The following is an 18233-nucleotide window of genomic DNA, read 5'->3' on the forward strand; positions in this document are numbered from 1 at the left end:
TGCGTACGTACAAAAAAATATTTTCGTACGTACGAAAATTTAGACGAGTACGTACATTGTAGAATAGATCTATATGCACATTCTTATTTTCATATATGCGCAGATTAATTTTCGTATATGCGAAAATATATTTTTGTATATACGAAAATTAAATCATCTTCGAACTCTGTATTATCCTTCTATGTTTTAGCGATTTATAAGTATGCTTGTTCTGCGCCCCTCTCGTCGTATCTTTGTACCCGCCTTCTCGAGTGTTGAGAGGCTTATTCATTAAGCATTATGAAGCAAAAAGAGAGCATCTCTTCGCATTGGCGGGAGCGCATTGGCTGGGTCATCCTCGCCTTGGCTCTGCCCAATATTATATCTAACATCAGCGTCCCCCTGCTGTCGCTCGCAGACACGGCCATTGCAGGGCGAATGCCTCAGGTCGAGGCCCTCGGGGCGGTTGCCCTAGCCTCCATGGTGGCGAACTTTAGTTACTGGCTTTGGGGCTTCTTGCGTATGACTACTACGGGCTTTACTGCCCAAGCCTATGGCCGAGGGGATCGGAGGGCGATCTCTCGCCAGCTCTGTGTGGGCGTGTCGATCTCCATCGTCGGGGCCTTGGTCATCATCCTGATGCGTCCACTCTTCTACGAATTCTCTCGCTTCCTGAGCGAAGGGGCCGAGGAGCTCTCCCCCGAAGCCATTGCCTATCTGCGCATTGCCTACCTAGGTGCGCCGGCGGCCCTCTTGCTCTATGTGCTCAATGGTTGGTTTGTCGGCATTCAAAACACTGTCGTTCCGATGATCACGACGATATTGAGCAATATACTCAATATTGCCCTCTCCTTTGCCCTCGCATGGAAATGGGGGATGGGTGTCGAGGGCATTGCCTGGGGAACAGTCGTGGCCCAATACTTTGCCGTGATCATTCTAGCTGTCGTGGCTCTCGTGCGCTATAAGATTTACTTCGAGGAGTGGCACTGGCGAGACTTCTTTTCTCTAGGCGAATTCTTCTCTTATGTACACATAGCCAAGTATCTGCTCCTGCGCACCCTCATGCTCGGCTCGATCTCGCTCTATTTCATCCATGCAGGCAGCCATTATGGTACAGTGGCTGTGGGGGCTAATGCTCTGTTGATGCAGTTCTTCACGATCTTTGCCTACTTCATGGATGGCTTTGCCTATGCTGGCGAAGCCCTCTCGGGCCGCTATATCGGGGCAATGGACTGGGGACGCCTGAGACAAATGCTTCGCAAACTCTTCTCTATCGGCTGGATCATGGCTCCGATGATGTCTCTCATCTTCTTCCTATTCTCGGAGGATCTATTATATCTCCTGAGCGACAAGGCAGAGGTCATTGTCCTGGCACAGCAGTATCGGCTGTGGGTGCTTGTCATCCCCTTGGCCTCCTTCGGAGCTTTTCTGTGGGATGGCATCTTCGTAGGGGCAACGACAAGTCGCCCAATGACTCAGGCAGTATTCGCTGCCTGGTTGGCTTTCTTTGCTCTCTATTGGTCTCTTCGCTCGCTGTTGGGGCTCGATGCTCTGTGGCTGGCTTTTGTAGTCTACCTGCTCGTCCGCTCGCTCCTCTCTGCCTTTTGGGGGCGCAGACTCATCCATCGGATCATCGAAAGTGATTAGAGCATTGAATTGCCTCCCTAGCCGAATGAATATGTAGTATCTTTGCAGGCAAATCCATCTCACCCTCCACATTGTAGGATCACAGAATCACGAGTAATGACTCATCCATTAAACCCTAGACCTAGGAGCAAAAAACAGGTCTTAAACTTCAAGCTCACAAGCCTTGCACACCTCGGCAGTAATAATTATCTGCTGCGCTGCATCCCTCCTATATCCACAGAAATGCCCCTCATGCTCCCAGGGCAATTCGTTGAGATCAAAGTGCCGCATCAGGGGGTACTCCTACGTCGTCCAATATCGGTGTGCAATGTTGAGGATGGAGAGCTTTGGCTCTTGGTGGCTAAGGTCGGCTTGGGAACTCAATCGCTTAGTGAGATGCGTCTAGGCGATGAGCTGGATATTATGCTCCCTCTAGGCAATAGCTTCTCTCTTGAGGGCGTGCAACGACCATTGCTTGTTGGCGGAGGGGTAGGCATTGCCCCGATGCTTTATTTGGCTAAGCAGTTCGCCCAAGAGGGTATTCGGCCCGATATCCTGCTCGGAGGGCGTAGCCATGCCCATTTGGCCCTGCTGGACGAATTTGATCGCTATGGTGCGGTTCATCTCACGACTGATGACGGTTCGATGGGCCTCAAGGGACTTGTGGTGGATCACGAGATCTTGAGCCAAAGCACCCATGAGCGCATCTATACGTGTGGCCCTAAGCCGATGATGATGGCTGTGGCCCGCCTTGCCGCCGAGAGAGGGATCGAGTGCGAGGTCTCGCTGGAGAATACAATGGCCTGTGGGATTGGAGCTTGCCTCTGCTGCGTTGAGGACCTTCACGAGCAGGGCAACGTGTGCGTGTGTACAGAGGGTCCAGTCTTTAATGCTAAGCAGCTCAAATGGTAAACACTAAGATCAACATCGCAGGGCTCGAGCTCAAGAACCCCGTCCTTACGGCTTCGGGGACTTATGGCTATGGGATTGAATACCAAGACTTCGTAGACCTCAGTAGGCTAGGGGGGGTTGTCGTCAAGGGGACTACCCTGCATCCACGACAAGGTAACCCTTATCCGCGTATGGCCGAGACCCCAGCGGGGATATTGAATGCTGTTGGGTTGCAAAATAAGGGGGTACACTACTTCTGTGAGCACATATATCCCGAGATCAAGGATATTGATACAGCTATGATCGTCAATGTGAGCGGATCGACCATAGAGGATTATGTAGCGACGGCAGAGATGATCAATAGCTTAGAGAAGATCCCAGCCATAGAGCTCAACATCTCCTGTCCCAATGTCAAAGAGGGTGGGATGGCCTTTGGTGTTACCTGCCCAGGGGCTGAGGCCGTTGTCAGAGCTGTGCGAAAAGTTTATGACAAGACGCTCATCGTCAAGCTATCGCCCAATGTAACGGATATCACCGAAATCGCTCGTGCTGTGGAGGCTGCGGGGGCAGATGCCCTCTCGATGATCAATACCCTCCTGGGGATGGCCATCGATGCCGAAAAGCGTCGCCCTATACTCTCGACCGTTACAGGCGGCCTCTCAGGCCCTGCGGTCAAGCCTATTGCCCTAAGAATGGTTTGGCAGACCTCTAGGGCGGTTAGCCTCCCCATCATCGGTCTTGGAGGGATTTGCAGTGCTAGCGATGCCATAGAGTTCCTCCTGGCAGGAGCTTCGGCAGTACAGCTCGGTACTTACAACTTCGTTGATCCTAAGGCCACGATCAAGGTCATAGAGGGCATTGAGGACTATATGCAGCGTCATGGAGTAAGGGATCTCTCCGAACTTGTAGGATCACTGCAAATCTGAGGATAGCCCCTCTCTATACTGAAAAGGAAGCCCCCAAGCCTTATTGTGCTTGGGGGCTTCTCTGATTGTTAAGTGGCATGGAGGCTTAGAGGTCGTCTTCAATGGCACCGCTTTTGGAGTAGGCACTGGGCTTGGCCTCGAAGAAGTCTGTCTTGATGAGATTGGCATTACTGTACTGAGAAACCCAATTCATGCTGGCTGGCTCCTGCTCGTAACCCTCGAAGAGCACCCCGAAGCCTAGGTTTTCGCTGCGCTGATTAGCCAAATACATGATATAGTCGCTAACCATCTGGGAGGTTAGCCCTTCAATATCCTCACCGATGACATACTTACCCCATTCGATCTCCTGTAGTGCCCCTTCTCGGATCATTTCTCTGAAAGTCTCGATGGCCTCGGGGGTGAAGAGCTGAGGCTCTTCCTTCTTCAGCTCTAGGATCATAGAGCGGAAGAGCCAAAGGTGCGTATTCTCGTCTCTATTGATATAGCGGATCTCCTGCACAGAGCCTGGCATCTTGCCGTTGCGACCAAGATTATAGAAGAACATGAAGCCCGAGTAGAAGTACACGCCCTCGAGAATATAGTTTGCCACCATCGTTTTGAGTAGCTGCTCAGGTTTTTTGTGCTCCTGAAACTCATTGTAGATATCTCCGATGAACTTGTTTCTCTTGAGCAGATGCTCATCATCCTTCCACTGGTAGAGGATAGAGGTGCGCTCCTCGGGTGAGCAAATCGAGTCAAGCATATAGCTATAACTCTGCGAATGTACCGCCTCTTGGAAAGCCTGTATCGTCAAGCAGAGGTTGATTTCATTAGCAGTGATATACTCTCCAACATTGGGTAAGTTCGCCGTTTGGATACTGTCTAGGAAGATGAGGAAGGAGAGGATCTTGTCATAGGCAATCTTCTCTTTTTCTGAGAGTTCTCGGTAGTCCTTAACGTCTTGGCTCATGTTGATTTCCTCTGGAATCCAGAAGTTATTCATCGCTTGGCGATACCAGTTTGCTACCCAAGAGTACTTCATGTTATTGAAGTCATTGAGATTAGTAGTATTGCCATTGATCATGCGTCTCTTCGTAACATCGACATCTCCATGTTCGTTGAATAGGGCTTTCTTCTTTAGGGTTGACATATTAGGGAGGGATTATGATAGATAAATAATGTTGACAAATTGTTGCTAGGACTAAGCCGAGCAGTTTTCACATTCTTCGACCTCAAGCGATCGGCTGCGCACGTAGTATAGGGTCTTAACCCCATGTTCCCAAGCACGAAGATAGAGATCGAGCAACTTCCGGAAGCTATAGTCGTGGGTGATGAAGAGATTAACAGACTGAGACTGGTCGATATGCCTCTGGCGAATGCCCGCCGCATCGATGACCCAATCTTGGTCGATCTGATGGGCAGTCTTGTATAGCCAAAAGGTGTCGTCTGAGAGCTGTGGTGCTACTCGTGGGACGATGCTGCCCTTCTTCTCCTCGAGGAAGTAGCGGTTCATAACGGGGTCAATCCCGGCTGTCGTGCCTGCAATGATGGAGGTAGAGCTGGTAGGGGCAATGGCCAGCAGATAGGCATTGCGCATCCCTCTGCGGGCTACGTCAGAGGCCAAACGCTTCCACTCTGGGGACTCGTAGCCTCTGAGCTGGAAGTACGCCCCAGTCTCCCAATCGCTGCCCGGGAAGCGCAGGTATTGCCCCTTCTCCTCAGCCAGGAGCGAGGAGGCCTCGATCGCATGGTAATTGATCTGTTCGTACAGCTTGTCCATGTACTCGAGGTGCTCATTGCTCTCCCACTTGATCCCCTTCTGAGCCAATAGATGGTGGTAACCACTGGTGCCGAGACCTATGGGGCGCATCTTCATATTGGTGATCTCTGCATAGGGAATAGGATAGAAGTTGAGGTCGATCACATTGTCCAGTGCACGTACGATCGTGTGGATCACGCTACGGAGCTCCTCCCGGTCATCCACCTTGATATTGCCCAACACGAGAGAGGCGAGGTTGCAGACAACGAAGTCCCCAGCCTCTGTCTCTGTCGTAATGATCTCTCTGCCACCCTCTGTGCGAACGGAGATCTTGCGCTCCTTGATCTCGCTTTGGTTCTGTGCGATCTCAGTGCAGAGGTTAGAGCAGTAGATAACACCCTGGTGTTTATTCGGATTGAGGCGATTGACCGTATCTCGATTGAAGATGAAGGGCGTGCCAGTCTCAACTGCACTCTTGATGATGAGGCGAACCATCTCCTTGACCTTAATGGGACGCTTGGCAATGCGATGCTCATTGAGACAGTCCTGGTAGCGACGCTCCCACTCCTCTCCGTAATAATCCTCCAGGCAATAACCCTTGATGCTTTGGATCTCATGAGGGCACATCATGTACCAAGTACCGTCAATATCGGTCTGTACCATGCGCCAAAAGAGGTCTGGCACACATACCCCGGGGAAGACGTCATGCGCCTTCATACGGTCATCCCCATTGTTGGTTCGTATCTGAAGGAACTCAGGCATATCCCTGTGCCAAATGTCTACATAGATGGCCACTGAGCCCTGACGCACACCCAGCTGATCGACGGCAATAGCAGTATCGTTGCACAGCTTGATCCACTTGAGGATACCTCCAGCTACGCCCTTGAAGCCTCTGATGTCGGAGCCCACGGCCCTGACCTTGCCCATATAGATACCCATCCCTCCGCCAAACTTCGAGACCTGAGCAAAGTTGTCGATCGTACGGTATATACCGGTCAAGCTGTCCGGCATAACGTCCTCGAAGCAGCTACTGAGCTGGCTGAGTGGCTTGCGGGCATTGCTCATCGTGGGCGTTGCCATGGTAACCTGCAGGCGGCTGAGCGTGTCGTAGATCTTCTTAGCCCAGAATACCTTGTTTTCACCCTCGGGCATGGCTAGGTGCATGGCAATCCCCATAAACATCTCTTGAGGACGCTCCAGCAGGGTATGGCTGTTGTCGGTGATGAGGTAACGCTTGGAGATCAGCTGTAGGCTGCTGTAGGTGAGCAGGTGGTTGCGAGACTCGTCGAGGTAGCGTCCCAGCTCCTCGATCTCGGCCCGATGGTAGTGCTCCATAATGTAGCGACCATAGAGGCCCTCGTTGGTCAGATAGGCGATCTTGCCGTAGAAACCCTCAATATATAGCTTATCCTCCTGGCTCGAGATTGCTCGATTGACCTGCATAAGGAGCAGCCGAGAGGCTATGAACTCCCAGTCGGGAGCTTCGGGGGTAATCAGCTCGACTGCAGCCTTGGTCAAGATCTCAAGTGTATCGGCCTGCTCCTTGTAGAAGGCTTGATACTTAGTATATAGGAAGTCGAGGGAGTAGCGTTTGTCGCCGAAAGATGCCTGAATATCCTTGAGTAGACGAATGATACCAGGATCGGTGATTGTCAAGCAAAATTTATTGATAATCTGGCGGTATTCGCTTCTCTTCTGACGATACAATATATAGGCCTTGGCCACGGTGAAGTATCCTGCGGCCATTAGAGCCTGCTCGACGAGGTCTTGTATAGTTTCGACTTCGATTTCTCCGCCTCTCTCGGCAGCTTCTACTTCTATCTTCTTACAGATTTTTTGGATCTCTTTCTCAGGCATACGCTCGCCTGTGGCCTGGAAGGCACGTCTTATGGCGTTGGAGATCTTAGAAAGCTCAAAGTCCTCTACCGCTTTGTCTCGCTTGATAATCTTCATTGGGTCGGGTCTGTGTATGTATTGTGATGCTTAAATTCTTGCCAGTAAATCAAGACCTATCCAGTCTCTAGGGCAGCCAAAGTTAGCAAATCTTTGTCTCGAGATCAAGGACGACTTTCTCATCGGCGCAGCCCTAGAGACCATCTATGATCAGCAGGATAACCATTTAGTACTCTAGATAGGCTGAATAGCTATTGTCTATTCTTTATATAGACAATGACAATAGTCTTGGCTCATTGCTGCCTGTTTAGAGGCCTCAAAGGGCAGGAGGAGCTAGAGATCATTTTTTCGAATAGAGGGCAAATCTGTCGAATTTGGGTGGCCCAGTATTTGAAATATAAAATCGAAAATCATAAATAAACGAACTAAATTTAATTCTAAAATAGGATTCACGTGAAGTTGTATTGCCAATTTTGAAATCTACCAAGTGAAATTCATTTATAGGAATACACCTTCTATATCTAGAAGCATAGAGTAGGGGAACTCCTATTGTAAAAAGAATATCAACTGAAAATCAATATCTTGTAACCACTATTCTATAGTATAACTCTAAGGTAAAGGGCTTACTGAAGCAATATTCCCATCAAAGAATGCTTAGTGTATGCCATTACTAACTATAAACCAATGATTTATATGATATATATCCAGTAATAGACTATTCTATAGGGAGGTAATCGAAGGGTAGATACCTTTGCGAATGATAGGATTTTGATATTTAAAATTCAGAATATCTAATTCCTAAATTTGGATTGAGAATAATTTGAGGTACATTTGTATTCGAAATACAGAATACTAAATATCGAAGGGAAAATGGCAGATTTTATCAATCTAGCAGAGATCTCTAAGCGTATCAGAGAGCTCCAGGATATGAGTGGCATGACGGCAAAGGATTTTAGTGCAAAGACTGAGATCCCAGCCTCTACGCTCTCACAAATCAATAATGGCAAGATCTTACCCAGCGTGGACAATATCAATAAGATCATCGATAAGTGGAGCGACCTAATGAGCCCGACCTATCTGCTATTTGGGATTAGGGATGAGGGGCTCTCTAATAGAGCATCACTGGCCTCAAGCGAGGGGGCTCAGTCCAGTGATCTATTCTCCAGTCATGGACAAGACGATCGGCTCAGAGAGGTACTCATCGGGCAAGCCGAAGAGATCGGTCGTCTTAAGGAGCAAATCGAAGCCAGTAGACCCAAAGAGATCTCACATATCACGGTCTTCTATACCGACAGTAGCTTCGCCACCTTCAGTCTCGAGAGTTCTAAGCCTTAGCCATCGAAGGGGGCTGTGTGGCTTTTTCGTAGGTTTCGGTCCATGGTCCAGATCGAACCCTCCGTTCGCCTTCTCTATTACTTCGCATCATAAATTAAACATAATCATCATTAACGAAAATAATAAGAGCTCGATTGAGGACATATAAGGATCACTACAGTGCGCCTCTCGGCCCATCGATTGAGCCCCTATCGAAGCCTCTGTGGAGGTATAAGTAGGATCTCACCTGCGATCCTATTAGGACTTCGATCGAGATCCTATCTGAGCCTCTACGACGATCCTATTGAGGCCTCAGAGGAGCTTCTTCTGAGTACCATGCTGGGATGCCTATAGGATCGCACCTCAATCGATAGTTCCCCCACGGACGAGGGTCTCAAAACAACTGGGGCTAAGAGGAGTTTGCTTCCCCTTAGCCCCAGTTGTTTATTGGCTGTCTAATGAATTACCAGCTACTGGTTGCGCCGCCACCGCCGCTCGATCCTCCTCCCCAGCTACCGCCTCCCCAGCCACCTCCGCCATGGCGACGAGAGCCCGAGCCGGCAATACTGATCAGCGTACCCAGCAGGACTCCTGCGGCAGCTGCATTCTCTGCCGAATCACTATCTCGGCGATCGGCATGATCATCATGCTGACAATGTAGGCAGTGCAGGTAGGTACGAATATAAGGCTTACCCGAGAGGCGAATACGTTGCTGACGGGTGGCCTGCATTGTACGCCCATGGCAGACCGGACACTCAACGAATGAAGACCCTGCGACCGTCTGAGCGTGCAACTCGACCTCATTGCAGTTCGAGCAATGATAGATCGAGTAAGCCCGAGAGCCAATCGCCTGCTCCGTGCGTTGCACTGGGCTGAGATAGGACTCTAGGAAGTCGGTCTTACGCTCCATACCCTCTGCTCCACAGAGATCACAGTGTGTTAGCATACGACGCACTCTAGGCAACCGCACCCTACCCCAAAGCCAAATGAGTACCCCAGGCGCAACGCCCAACAGGAGAAATAATACGAGTGAAAGTCTATAGCTGCTGTACAACTTCTCCCATCGGGCTCTGGCCTGAGAGGGCTTGTCTATGGCATTGACTTCGTACTCTAGAGAGATCAGTAGCCCAAAGAAAAGGATCCCCGTTACGAGGAGGAAGAAGTAGAGGACCATATTCCCCTGCAAGACATCCATACCCGACAGATGCCCCTCAGAGGGGCGTAAGCCTTCATTCTGTATGAGCTGCTCGATCTCATCTAGACCAGCCAAGAGACCTAGCCCCATCCTTCCCTCTCTAAAGTGTGGGATCATCACCGTCCTTTGGATGCGCCCCATACGGCCATCCGTGAGCACACCCTCAAGGCCATAGCCGACCTCGCTACGGATGCGGCGTTGGTCTGCAACGTAGAGGATGAGGAGGCCATTATTGAGCTTCTTATCCCCCAGTCCCCAGTGACGAAACAGCTCGACAGCAAAGCCTTCAATATCTCGCTCTCCAATAGAGGGCAACAGCACGACAGCCACCTCCACACCATAGTTGATCTTGAATCTCGAGAGAGCTGCATCTAACTTCGCGAGGCCTATGTCCTGCACAATGCCTTCAGGGTCAGAGACACGCCGAGTAGAGTCGAGGAGCTGTACATTGGGCACCTCATCGACCCGATAGCTTCGTTGTGCCCAGAGGGTACTGGAGGCTAGTAGCACTAGGCATACGAGCAGCAGATATCTAGCATGCCCCATCAATATTCGTCTTATACTCATCGGGGAAACAAGAGAGATTACTTGCCGAAGTCTACCTGAGGAGCAACCTCGCTACCCTCCTGAGCAGAGAAGTAAGGACGCTTCTCAAAGCCCGCAATGGCAGCTACGATGCTGGTGGGGAACTTACGGATACTCGTGTTATAAGCCTTGGCTACATTGTTGAAGTCTTGGCGGGCAACTGTGATACGATTCTCTGTGCCCTCGAGCTGATTTTGTAGATCACGGAAGTTCTCATTAGCCTTGAGATCTGGGTACTTCTCCACCACGATCATGAGGCGAGAAAGGGCAGAGGAGAGGGCGTCTTGGCTCTGCTGGAAGCGGGCTAGAGCCGCCTCGTCCATCTGATCTGCATTGATCGTCGTGCTCGTTGCCTTGCTACGGGCCTCGATCACGCTCTGCAGCGTCTCCTGTTCATGGGCTGCATAGCCCTTGACCGTGGAGACGAGGTTGGGGATGAGGTCTGCACGACGCTGATATTGGTTCTCAACTTGGCTCCAGGCTGTGCTCACACCCTCCTCCTTCTCCACAAGGCCATTGTAGCTGCTAAAACCCATTACAACGAGCACGATCAAGCCAATCAGGATTGCAATCCACACAAAATTCTTCTTCATTGTCTTCTTGTTTTAAGTTTATTCTTCAATTATATCAATTCCCCAACTTCGCTGGTTTAGCGAGCTAGGCTTCGAGGCTTTCGCCTCTTAGTTCTGTCTTTCTTCACCGACCAGCCGAAGTGGCCGAGATAGTCTCCGAGTGAGAAGTACTCCCCATGGGCATAACTTAGAAGATCCGCTCGAGCCATATCAAAAGCCCCAGTCTCAGGATCTAGGTAGGCTTCATCAGCCCGCACATTCACGACCTCAGCGATGAACATGTCGTGGCTGCCGAGGGGGATGATCTGCTTCACCCGACACTCGAGGCTAATAGGGCTCTCCAGCACTAGAGGGGCCTCGATACACTTCCCTCGCTCTATGGTCAGGCCTGTCTCGGCGAACTTGTCATATTTGCGCCCCGAGACTACCCCGCACCAGTCCGTCGCATGTGCCATCGCTCGGGTTGTGAGGTTGAGGGCAAACTCCATCTGCTCCTTGATTAAGCCATAGGAGTGTCGCTCGGGACGGATACTCACATAGCACATAGGAGGATTGGTGCAGATCGTCCCGACCCACGAGGCTGTGAAGAGGTTAACCTCCTCCCCCACTCTGCCACAGCTGACGAGTATCGCAGGCAGGGGGTAGATCAGCGTTCCAGGCTTCCAATCGGCTCTCATAGTAACTCCACTTGTTCGCCGAGAACCTTACGACTACAATAGCGACACTCTAGGATAGGAGCTCCACCCTCGGTATGAGCTTCTACGGTGAAGCGGGTGGCCATCGGCTCTGCATTCGTAATACACTTGGCATTGGGGCAACGCACTAGTCCTACGACTTCATCGGGGAGGCTCAGGTTGCGCTTCTCCACAACCTTGTAGCCACGTATGACGTTGTGTCGGACGTTGGGGGCTAGGATTGCAATCCGATTGAGCTCGTTCTCTGAGAAGAAGCGGTCGTTGATTTTGATGATGCCCTTCTGCTTACAACGGCCACTCTCTAAGTTGTTGGCAATGGTAATGGGGCTCTGGATCTGCTCCAACTGTAGGAGAGAAACGATCTTGAAGAGCTTATCCGATGGGATATGATCGAGTACTGTACCATCACAGATGGCCTCGACCAGCATCTTTTTCTTATTCATAGAGGCAATGCGTATTGTCTTTAGTGAACCTCGAGGCCTAATACTTCGCAGATGATAGACTGGCGCGTATAGAGACCGTTTCGGGCCTGCTGTATGAAGTAAGCCTTAGGGTTATCGTCCACGTCCTGAGCGATCTCTCCTACTCGAGGTAGTGGATGTAGCACCCTCAAATTGTCTCTGCTGGTGGAGAGCATGTCGTTGGTCAGTTCGTAGATATTCTTGACCCTCTCATACTCTTCGAGATCGACAAATCGCTCTCGCTGCACACGAGTCATGTAGAGGATATCTGCTCGGTCAATAACTTCTCGGTCGAAGGCTCGTGTCTCCTCGTAAGGAATCCCATGGTTACGGCAGAAGTCCAAGTACTCTTGAGGCATCCGCAGCTCATCGGGAGCGACGAAGATGAAGCGAGGGCGGAAGTGCGACATCCCTACCAGGAGCGAATGCACTGTGCGACCATACTTTAGATCTCCGACCAGGACGATAGTCCTGTCATAGAGCGTTCCCTGGGTCTTGCGGATGGAGTAAAGGTCGAGCAGCGTTTGTGAAGGGTGCTGATTGGCTCCATCCCCTGCATTGACGATCGGTACACGGCTAACCTCTGAGGCATAGCGAGCCGCCCCTTCGAGATAGTGTCGCATAATGATGAGATCGGCGTAGCCCCCGACCATGGAGATAGTGTCCTTGAGGGTTTCCCCCTTGGAGGAGCTAGAGGTCGCAGCATCGGAGAAGCCGATAATCCGCCCCCCTAGCCTATTGACTGCTGTCTCAAAACTTAAGCGAGTGCGTGTAGATGGCTCGAAGAAGAGCGTGGCAACGACCCGCCCCCGGAGCAGATCTCGATTGGGGTCTTGCTCGAAGAGCTCTGCCCTGTCTAGGATGCGGAGGATATCCTTTGGGCTCAGCTCATTGATAGAGACTAAATGCTTCATAGTGATAGGAGATGATGCGATAGAGTTTGCTTACAAATATAAGCAAAGAGAAGCGAATGCCCTCGGCTGTACTCCGACTGCATTCGCTCCTCTTGCTTTGTTTGAGATCAAAGGATGAGGCCTAGAGGTTGTCCTTCTCAATGTCTTTGAAGTAGTTGTATGTGCCAACCTTGAGCTCTAGGCAAGCTGCTTCATCACAGACGATAATCCCCTTGGGATGCATCTGCAGGGCAGAGATCGTCCACATCTGATTGATCGAACCCTCTACAGCATGGTGTAGGGCTCTAGCCTTGCCATGGCCATTGACTAGGATCAGCACCTCCTTGGCATCCATTACTGTACCAACGCCCACAGTAAGAGCGGTCTTGGGAACCTTATTGACATCGCCCTCGAAGAAGCGGCTATTAGCAATAATGGTGTCCGTTGTCAAGGTCTTGATGCGGGTACGAGAGGTCAGCGAAGAGCCTGGTTCATTGAAGGCGATGTGCCCATCAGGGCCGATACCTCCAAGGAAGAGGTCTATGCCCCCCATAGCCCTCATTGCAGCCTCGTAGGCAGCACACTCGGCCTCGGGGTCAGCTGCATTGCCGTCGAGGATATGAACGTTCTCGGGCCTGATATTGATGTGGCTAAAGAAGTTCGTCCACATGAAGGTATGGTAGCTCTGAGGATGATCTTGGGGTAGGCCGATATATTCATCCATATTGAAGGTTACGACGTGCTCAAAGGAGACGCGAGAGGCTTTGTAGGCCTCGATCAGAGCCTTGTACATGCCCATAGGGGAAGAGCCCGTAGGCAAGCCTAGGACAAAGGGTTTATCCGCCGTAGGAGCTGCGGCATTGATCTTCGATACGACATAGTCGGCAGCCCATTGGGAGAGCTTCTGATAGTCGGGTTGAATGATAAGTCTCATGTGAAAAGAGATATAATGATGGTTGATAAATAGCTTAGCTTATATCCTTGGCTAGTACCTTGGCGGCCATCTCTTGACCGATAGCCCAGGCCTGCTCCATGACGGCAGGTAGGTCGGCCATTTTGAGCTCGAAGGGTGTACCTACCAGTTCCCAGTTCATTTCTTCTGCGAAGGGTGCTAGCTTCTTGACCGAGGCAGGTGCCCAGGTGTAAGAGCCGAAAATCGAGTAGAGACGCCCCTTCACCTCACGAATACGTACGAGATTCATGATAGTCTCCAGCGGGGTAAAGATGCCGCCGCAATATGTGGGGCTACCGATGATGAGGCCCTTGTAGCGGAAGATGTCTCTGAGGATGACAGAGGGGTCGCTGTGGCTGACATTGTAGCATACTACCTTCTTGACGCCAGCTGCTGCAAGCGACTGAGCAACGACATCGGCGAGCTGCTCCGTATTGCCATACATGGAGCCATAGAGTACGACCACACCCTCCTCGCCCTCGTAGCGGCTAAGGCGGTCATAGATCTCATAAGCCTTGTCGAAGTGGGCTGGAGTCCACACCACCCCATGGGTAGGACAAACATAGTCTACCTCGAGGCCCTGCTGCTTGATGTTGGCGAAGGCCTTCTGAACGAAGTTGCCATACTTGCCGACGATGCAAGAGTAGTAACGGGACATCTCTCCGAGATACAGATCCAGATCTGCCGAGTGATCGAATATATGCCCATTGAGAGCTCCGAAAGTCCCAAAGGCATCGGCTGAGAAAAGAATCTTCTGCGTCTGTTCGTAGGTGAACATCACCTCTGGCCAGTGTACCATAGGGGCAAGAAGAAAGGAGAACTCATGCTTGCCCACACGGATAGCATCACCGCTCTTGACCTCGATCAACCCATCGGTAATGCCATGATACCCCTTGAGCATATCAAAGGTTTTCTTGTTCCCAATGATCTTCACATCGGGATAACGCTTGCGTAGAAGCCCAATTGAGCCACCATGATCGGGCTCCATATGATTGACAATTAGGTAGTCTAGGGGTCTATCTCCCAGGACGAGCTCTAGCTTGTGAAAGAATACATCCGAGTAGCACACGTCTACTGTATCAATCAGCGTCGTAACCTCATCTACAACAAGATAAGAGTTGTACGACACCCCATGTGGCAGAGACCACATATTTTCGAAGAGGGCTTTGCTGCGATCATTAACTCCGACATAATACACGGAGTCCGTTACTTGAGGTACTGTATACATAAGGGTTGAATTATTTAGTTTCCATTGATCTGATAGGAAGTACTCTTAGCTCTCTTCAGGGCTCGAACGATGAGCCACAGGCCTAGGACAACGAAGGGGATACTCAGTAGCTGCCCCATATTTAGCCCGATGCTATCGATTAGGTCTAGCTCCCAAGGCTCTTGGACGACCTTGATCCTCTCAATGAATATTCTCGCACCAAAGATCCCTGAGAGCAAGACCCCAACGAGGAGTCCCGAATAGCGACGTGCGGCATCTCTAGCGAAGTAGAGCCACATACACAGAGCGAAGACAAACAGATAGGCCAAGGCCTCATAGAGCTGCGTTGGATGGCAACCGATAGATAAGTCCGGTACTAGCTGATGGTACTCTTGCGAGCGAACGAAGCGGAAGCCCCAGGGCACATCCGTAGGACGGCCAAAAACCTCACTATTCATCAAGTTACCTAGGCGGATCATCGCTGCGACAATGCCTACAGGTACGGCTACTCGATCCATTGCCCAAAGCATTGGGAGCTTGGTAACTCGCCGAGAATAGAGCCATATAGCGACTATGACGCCGATCGTCCCTCCGTGGCTCGCTAGTCCACCCTCCCAGGTGAAAAGGATCTTGATCGGATTGGCCAGGTAATACAGAGGATCATAGAAGAGGACGTGCCCTAGTCTAGCCCCTACTATAGTGCCCACAAAGATGTAAATGAAGAGCGAGTCCAGCCACTCAGGCTTGAGGTCCTCTCGCTTCCATATACGGGCCTCGATCATAGGGCCGAGGAAGAGCAAGCCAGCGGCAAAGAGCAGGGCATACCAACGTATCTCTCGAGAGAAGATCTCGAAGAGTACAGGATCTACATCCCAATTGATGTAATGAGGTAGCATGATCAGGTTCGTTAGTTCAGTCGAAGTATTTGTTTTATTTCTAAGTCTAGCAGAGCTTAGCGATCCACCCCTCCCTTGCGCCCGGTAGCAAGTCGATGACAGGGATCTCGAGCATGGTGTAGCAGCCTGGGTTCAGTCGCTTGCTTGCACGGGCCACGCAAACGAGGATCTGCGCTGTCAGGGCGGGGTTATTGATCTTCATGTTAAACTCCAGGAGTTGATTGTGGGTTACGCCTGAGATCCCCTTGCGCACCATATTCACCCCATGCCCCATATCCGTCAGGGCATCTACATCCTCCACGAAGCGAACATGCGTCTCGTCATGGACGAAGTAGTCATCCTCTTTGATGGCCCGAGCGACAGCATCGGCGTTATAACCATCCTCCAGCTCCACATACACCATACGGCGATGAATGCCCGTACCCGTAGGGATAGTCATCGAGAGAGCTTTGCGCACGCCAGCGACAGCCTTGACTGCGACGGTATGCCCCATGCTCATCCCAGGGCCAAAGTTGGTATAGGTAATCCCCTTGGGGACAATGGCCTCCATTAGAGCACGAACCATAGAGTCGCTGCCTGGATCCCAGCCGGAGGCGATGACCGCCACTGTATTGTGTACCCGAGCTGCTGCCGAGAGGTTGGCCCTAAGATCTATTATACCCCCATGGATATCGAAGCTGTCCACGGTGGCGATACCACGAGAGAGGATTTCAAGGGCCGTCTGCTCGACGAGGCGTGTAGGTGTGCAGAGCAAGGCCACATCAACTCGCTCCAGCTCGTCAATGCTGCCTACCACGGGGTAAGATCTAATTTCATTCGGGATGTCTTGGGGATTGCGTCGTACGATGCCTGCAATCTCGAAGTCAGGGGCTGCCTCGAGGGCCGCTACTGCATAGCGACCGATATTGCCATAGCCGACAACGGCTGCTCTGATGATTTTATTTTCTGTCATACAATAATTAAAGTCCGTATTCGCAGGGCGAATGGCCTCTCGAGAGGCATAGTGCTACAAAGATAGCAATAATACTTTGGCTAGGCCGCTCGGGATAATCAAGGGCAAAAAATTGGACTTATGCTGCGAAGCTACTTCCTCTGCAATTGAGCCTACCCAGGAAGAGCAGTAGAGAGCCTATCGAGGTCGTTGTGGAGACTCAAGTAGGACTTCACTCGAGGTATAAGTAGGAGCTCGTTCGAGGTCTAGATAGGATCTCAACAGCATTCCTATCGGGGATCGGTTGCGCAGACCGAGGGAATATTTATAAGTCGCTGTTATTCAGATAAAAATAAGAATTCATTAGGGCTAAGATCGAGCCCTCCATTCTCTATACCTCTATGATACGAAGAGGGTGCGATGGGGAGGTAATCCCATCGCACCCTCAAGGTCAATATCTCAACGCTCTGGGCCTGGACTCACGATACTCCCACAGGCGAGCACAGGGACACTCACCTACCCTAATAGCAGCCCCCGCAGAGAGGGCACTAGAGGGCGCAAGCGGCAGAGCACTTGCGTGTCTCCTCGACGGAGACGCTCACAAGGCGAACCCCTGTACCCACGAGCTGCCGAGGGCCGACCTCGTGCAGCAAATAGGCTGCCATTTGCTCGGCCGTGGGGTTAAAGGGCACAACGATAAGGTCCTCTGCTGCGATACGCCTTAGCTCGGAGAGGAGAGGATCTTCGCTCCAGAGCATCATACGATGATCCCAGTGCTCCTCCAGCCATAGGCAGAGGCGCTCCTTGATCACTCCGAAGTCAATCACTCGCCCCAGGGCATCGAGCTGCTCTGCCGTGCAGGTGAAGTGAATGCGATAGTTGTGTCCGTGCAGGTGTCGACACTTATTTTCGTGTCCAACGACACGATGCCCCATGCTGATGTCATGGTAGCGTTGTACAGTAGTCATGAGCTTAATACAAATGAAAAATAAAAGAGGAGCGACCTCCCTACGGCTCTAGATTGAAGCCATCGGGCAAGAAGCCACTTACATCTCCCCCGAAGTGCAGGAGCTCTCGCACTACGGTCGAGCTGATATGCGTTAGCCGTTGCGAGGCCGGCAATAGTACGGTCTCCATATCGGCAATATGTCGGTTAAGGTCTGCCAGTGTACGTTCATATTCCATATCCGTACTACTGCGTACGCCTCTGAGCAACACCTTGACCCCCTGTTTGAGGGCAAAGTCTACCGTAAGGCCGTCATAGGTATAGACCTGCACTCTAGGGTCAGAGGCGTAGTAAGTCTGTATCTGCTTGAGACGCTGCTCGGGGGTGAAGAGGCTTCTTTTGCTCTCATTGACCCCGATAGCGATGATGATCTCATCGAAGAGGCGAAGGCCTCGACTGACAATATTGGCATGGCCCTGGGTGAATGGGTCGAAAGAGCCTGCATACATAGCCACTCTACTCATAATCCGAAT

At 51.2% G+C, this 18233-nt stretch carries 17 protein-coding genes; 4 read left to right on the top strand and 13 right to left on the bottom strand.

Going from position 1 to position 18233, the window contains the following annotated elements; translation table 11 throughout:
• The first annotated feature begins 279 nt into the window (after positions 1–279).
• The 3 genes from HQ37_RS07660 to HQ37_RS07670 all read left to right on the top strand — a co-directional run bounded on the left by HQ37_RS07660 (position 280) and on the right by HQ37_RS07670 (position 3422).
• On the top strand, positions 280–1626 hold the full coding sequence (locus HQ37_RS07660) for an MATE family efflux transporter (RefSeq protein WP_052080863.1): 1347 nt from the start codon (positions 280–282) through the stop codon (positions 1624–1626).
• 96 nt (positions 1627–1722) lie between these two features.
• Positions 1723–2517, top strand: a complete 795-nt coding sequence (locus tag HQ37_RS07665; protein WP_036882099.1) for a dihydroorotate dehydrogenase electron transfer subunit — start codon at positions 1723–1725, stop codon at positions 2515–2517.
• On the top strand, positions 2511–3422 hold the full coding sequence (locus HQ37_RS07670; RefSeq protein WP_036882102.1) for a dihydroorotate dehydrogenase: 912 nt from the start codon (positions 2511–2513) through the stop codon (positions 3420–3422). Before HQ37_RS07665 ends, HQ37_RS07670 begins: the two co-directional genes overlap by 7 nt.
• A gap of 85 nt (positions 3423–3507) precedes the next feature.
• On the opposite strand, the gene HQ37_RS07675 is transcribed toward HQ37_RS07670, so the two are convergent.
• Both HQ37_RS07675 and HQ37_RS07680 read right to left on the bottom strand, forming a co-directional pair.
• A complete protein-coding gene (locus tag HQ37_RS07675) occupies positions 3508–4551 on the bottom strand; it encodes a ribonucleotide-diphosphate reductase subunit beta (RefSeq protein WP_036882103.1) in 1044 nt (347 codons plus the stop codon).
• Positions 4552–4602: 51 nt separating this feature from the next.
• The gene (locus tag HQ37_RS07680; protein WP_036882104.1) at positions 4603–7113 is read right to left on the bottom strand and encodes a ribonucleoside-diphosphate reductase subunit alpha; all 2511 of its coding nucleotides are present in this window, start codon (positions 7111–7113) and stop codon (positions 4603–4605) included.
• A gap of 810 nt (positions 7114–7923) precedes the next feature.
• Between HQ37_RS07680 and HQ37_RS07685 the strand changes: the two genes are divergently transcribed.
• Positions 7924–8388, top strand: a complete 465-nt coding sequence (locus HQ37_RS07685) for a helix-turn-helix domain-containing protein (protein WP_036882107.1) — start codon at positions 7924–7926, stop codon at positions 8386–8388.
• 442 nt (positions 8389–8830) lie between these two features.
• On the opposite strand, the gene HQ37_RS07690 is transcribed toward HQ37_RS07685, so the two are convergent.
• The 11 genes from HQ37_RS07690 to coaD all read right to left on the bottom strand — a co-directional run bounded on the left by HQ37_RS07690 (position 8831) and on the right by coaD (position 18224).
• Positions 8831–10129 (bottom strand): YgcG family protein, encoded by a 1299-nt coding sequence (locus tag HQ37_RS07690; protein WP_081951819.1) that lies wholly within the window; start codon positions 10127–10129, stop codon positions 8831–8833.
• Between the two features lie 17 nt (positions 10130–10146).
• Positions 10147–10740 carry a LemA family protein gene (locus HQ37_RS07695; protein WP_036882115.1) on the bottom strand — a complete coding sequence of 198 codons (594 nt, stop codon included), beginning with the start codon at positions 10738–10740 and terminating at the stop codon, positions 10147–10149.
• 56 nt (positions 10741–10796) lie between these two features.
• The gene (locus HQ37_RS07700) at positions 10797–11396 is read right to left on the bottom strand and encodes a flavin reductase family protein (RefSeq protein ID WP_036882116.1); all 600 of its coding nucleotides are present in this window, start codon (positions 11394–11396) and stop codon (positions 10797–10799) included.
• A complete protein-coding gene (locus HQ37_RS07705) occupies positions 11393–11857 on the bottom strand; it encodes an aspartate carbamoyltransferase regulatory subunit (RefSeq protein WP_036882118.1) in 465 nt (154 codons plus the stop codon). Before HQ37_RS07705 ends, HQ37_RS07700 begins: the two co-directional genes overlap by 4 nt.
• A gap of 20 nt (positions 11858–11877) precedes the next feature.
• Positions 11878–12795, bottom strand: coding sequence for an aspartate carbamoyltransferase (pyrB, locus tag HQ37_RS07710; protein ID WP_152566824.1), 918 nt, complete (start codon positions 12793–12795; stop codon positions 11878–11880).
• A gap of 115 nt (positions 12796–12910) precedes the next feature.
• The gene (nagB, locus tag HQ37_RS07715) at positions 12911–13702 is read right to left on the bottom strand and encodes a glucosamine-6-phosphate deaminase (protein ID WP_036882129.1); all 792 of its coding nucleotides are present in this window, start codon (positions 13700–13702) and stop codon (positions 12911–12913) included.
• A gap of 34 nt (positions 13703–13736) precedes the next feature.
• Positions 13737–14948, bottom strand: coding sequence for an FprA family A-type flavoprotein (locus HQ37_RS07720; protein WP_036882132.1), 1212 nt, complete (start codon positions 14946–14948; stop codon positions 13737–13739).
• A gap of 14 nt (positions 14949–14962) precedes the next feature.
• Complete coding sequence (gene lgt, locus HQ37_RS07725) at positions 14963–15823, bottom strand: prolipoprotein diacylglyceryl transferase (protein ID WP_036882135.1); 861 nt, start codon at positions 15821–15823, stop codon at positions 14963–14965.
• A gap of 46 nt (positions 15824–15869) precedes the next feature.
• A complete protein-coding gene (locus tag HQ37_RS07730) occupies positions 15870–16775 on the bottom strand; it encodes a diaminopimelate dehydrogenase (protein ID WP_036882138.1) in 906 nt (301 codons plus the stop codon).
• Positions 16776–17302: 527 nt separating this feature from the next.
• Positions 17303–17722, bottom strand: coding sequence for a 6-carboxytetrahydropterin synthase (locus HQ37_RS07735; RefSeq protein ID WP_036882141.1), 420 nt, complete (start codon positions 17720–17722; stop codon positions 17303–17305).
• Positions 17723–17762: 40 nt separating this feature from the next.
• Entirely contained in the window at positions 17763–18224 is a 462-nt protein-coding gene (gene coaD / locus HQ37_RS07740; protein WP_036882144.1) for a pantetheine-phosphate adenylyltransferase, read from the bottom strand.
• Positions 18225–18233 lie beyond the last annotated feature (9 nt).

Source organism: Porphyromonas sp. COT-239 OH1446, from assembly GCF_000768875.1.
Lineage (GTDB): Bacteria > Bacteroidota > Bacteroidia > Bacteroidales > Porphyromonadaceae > Porphyromonas.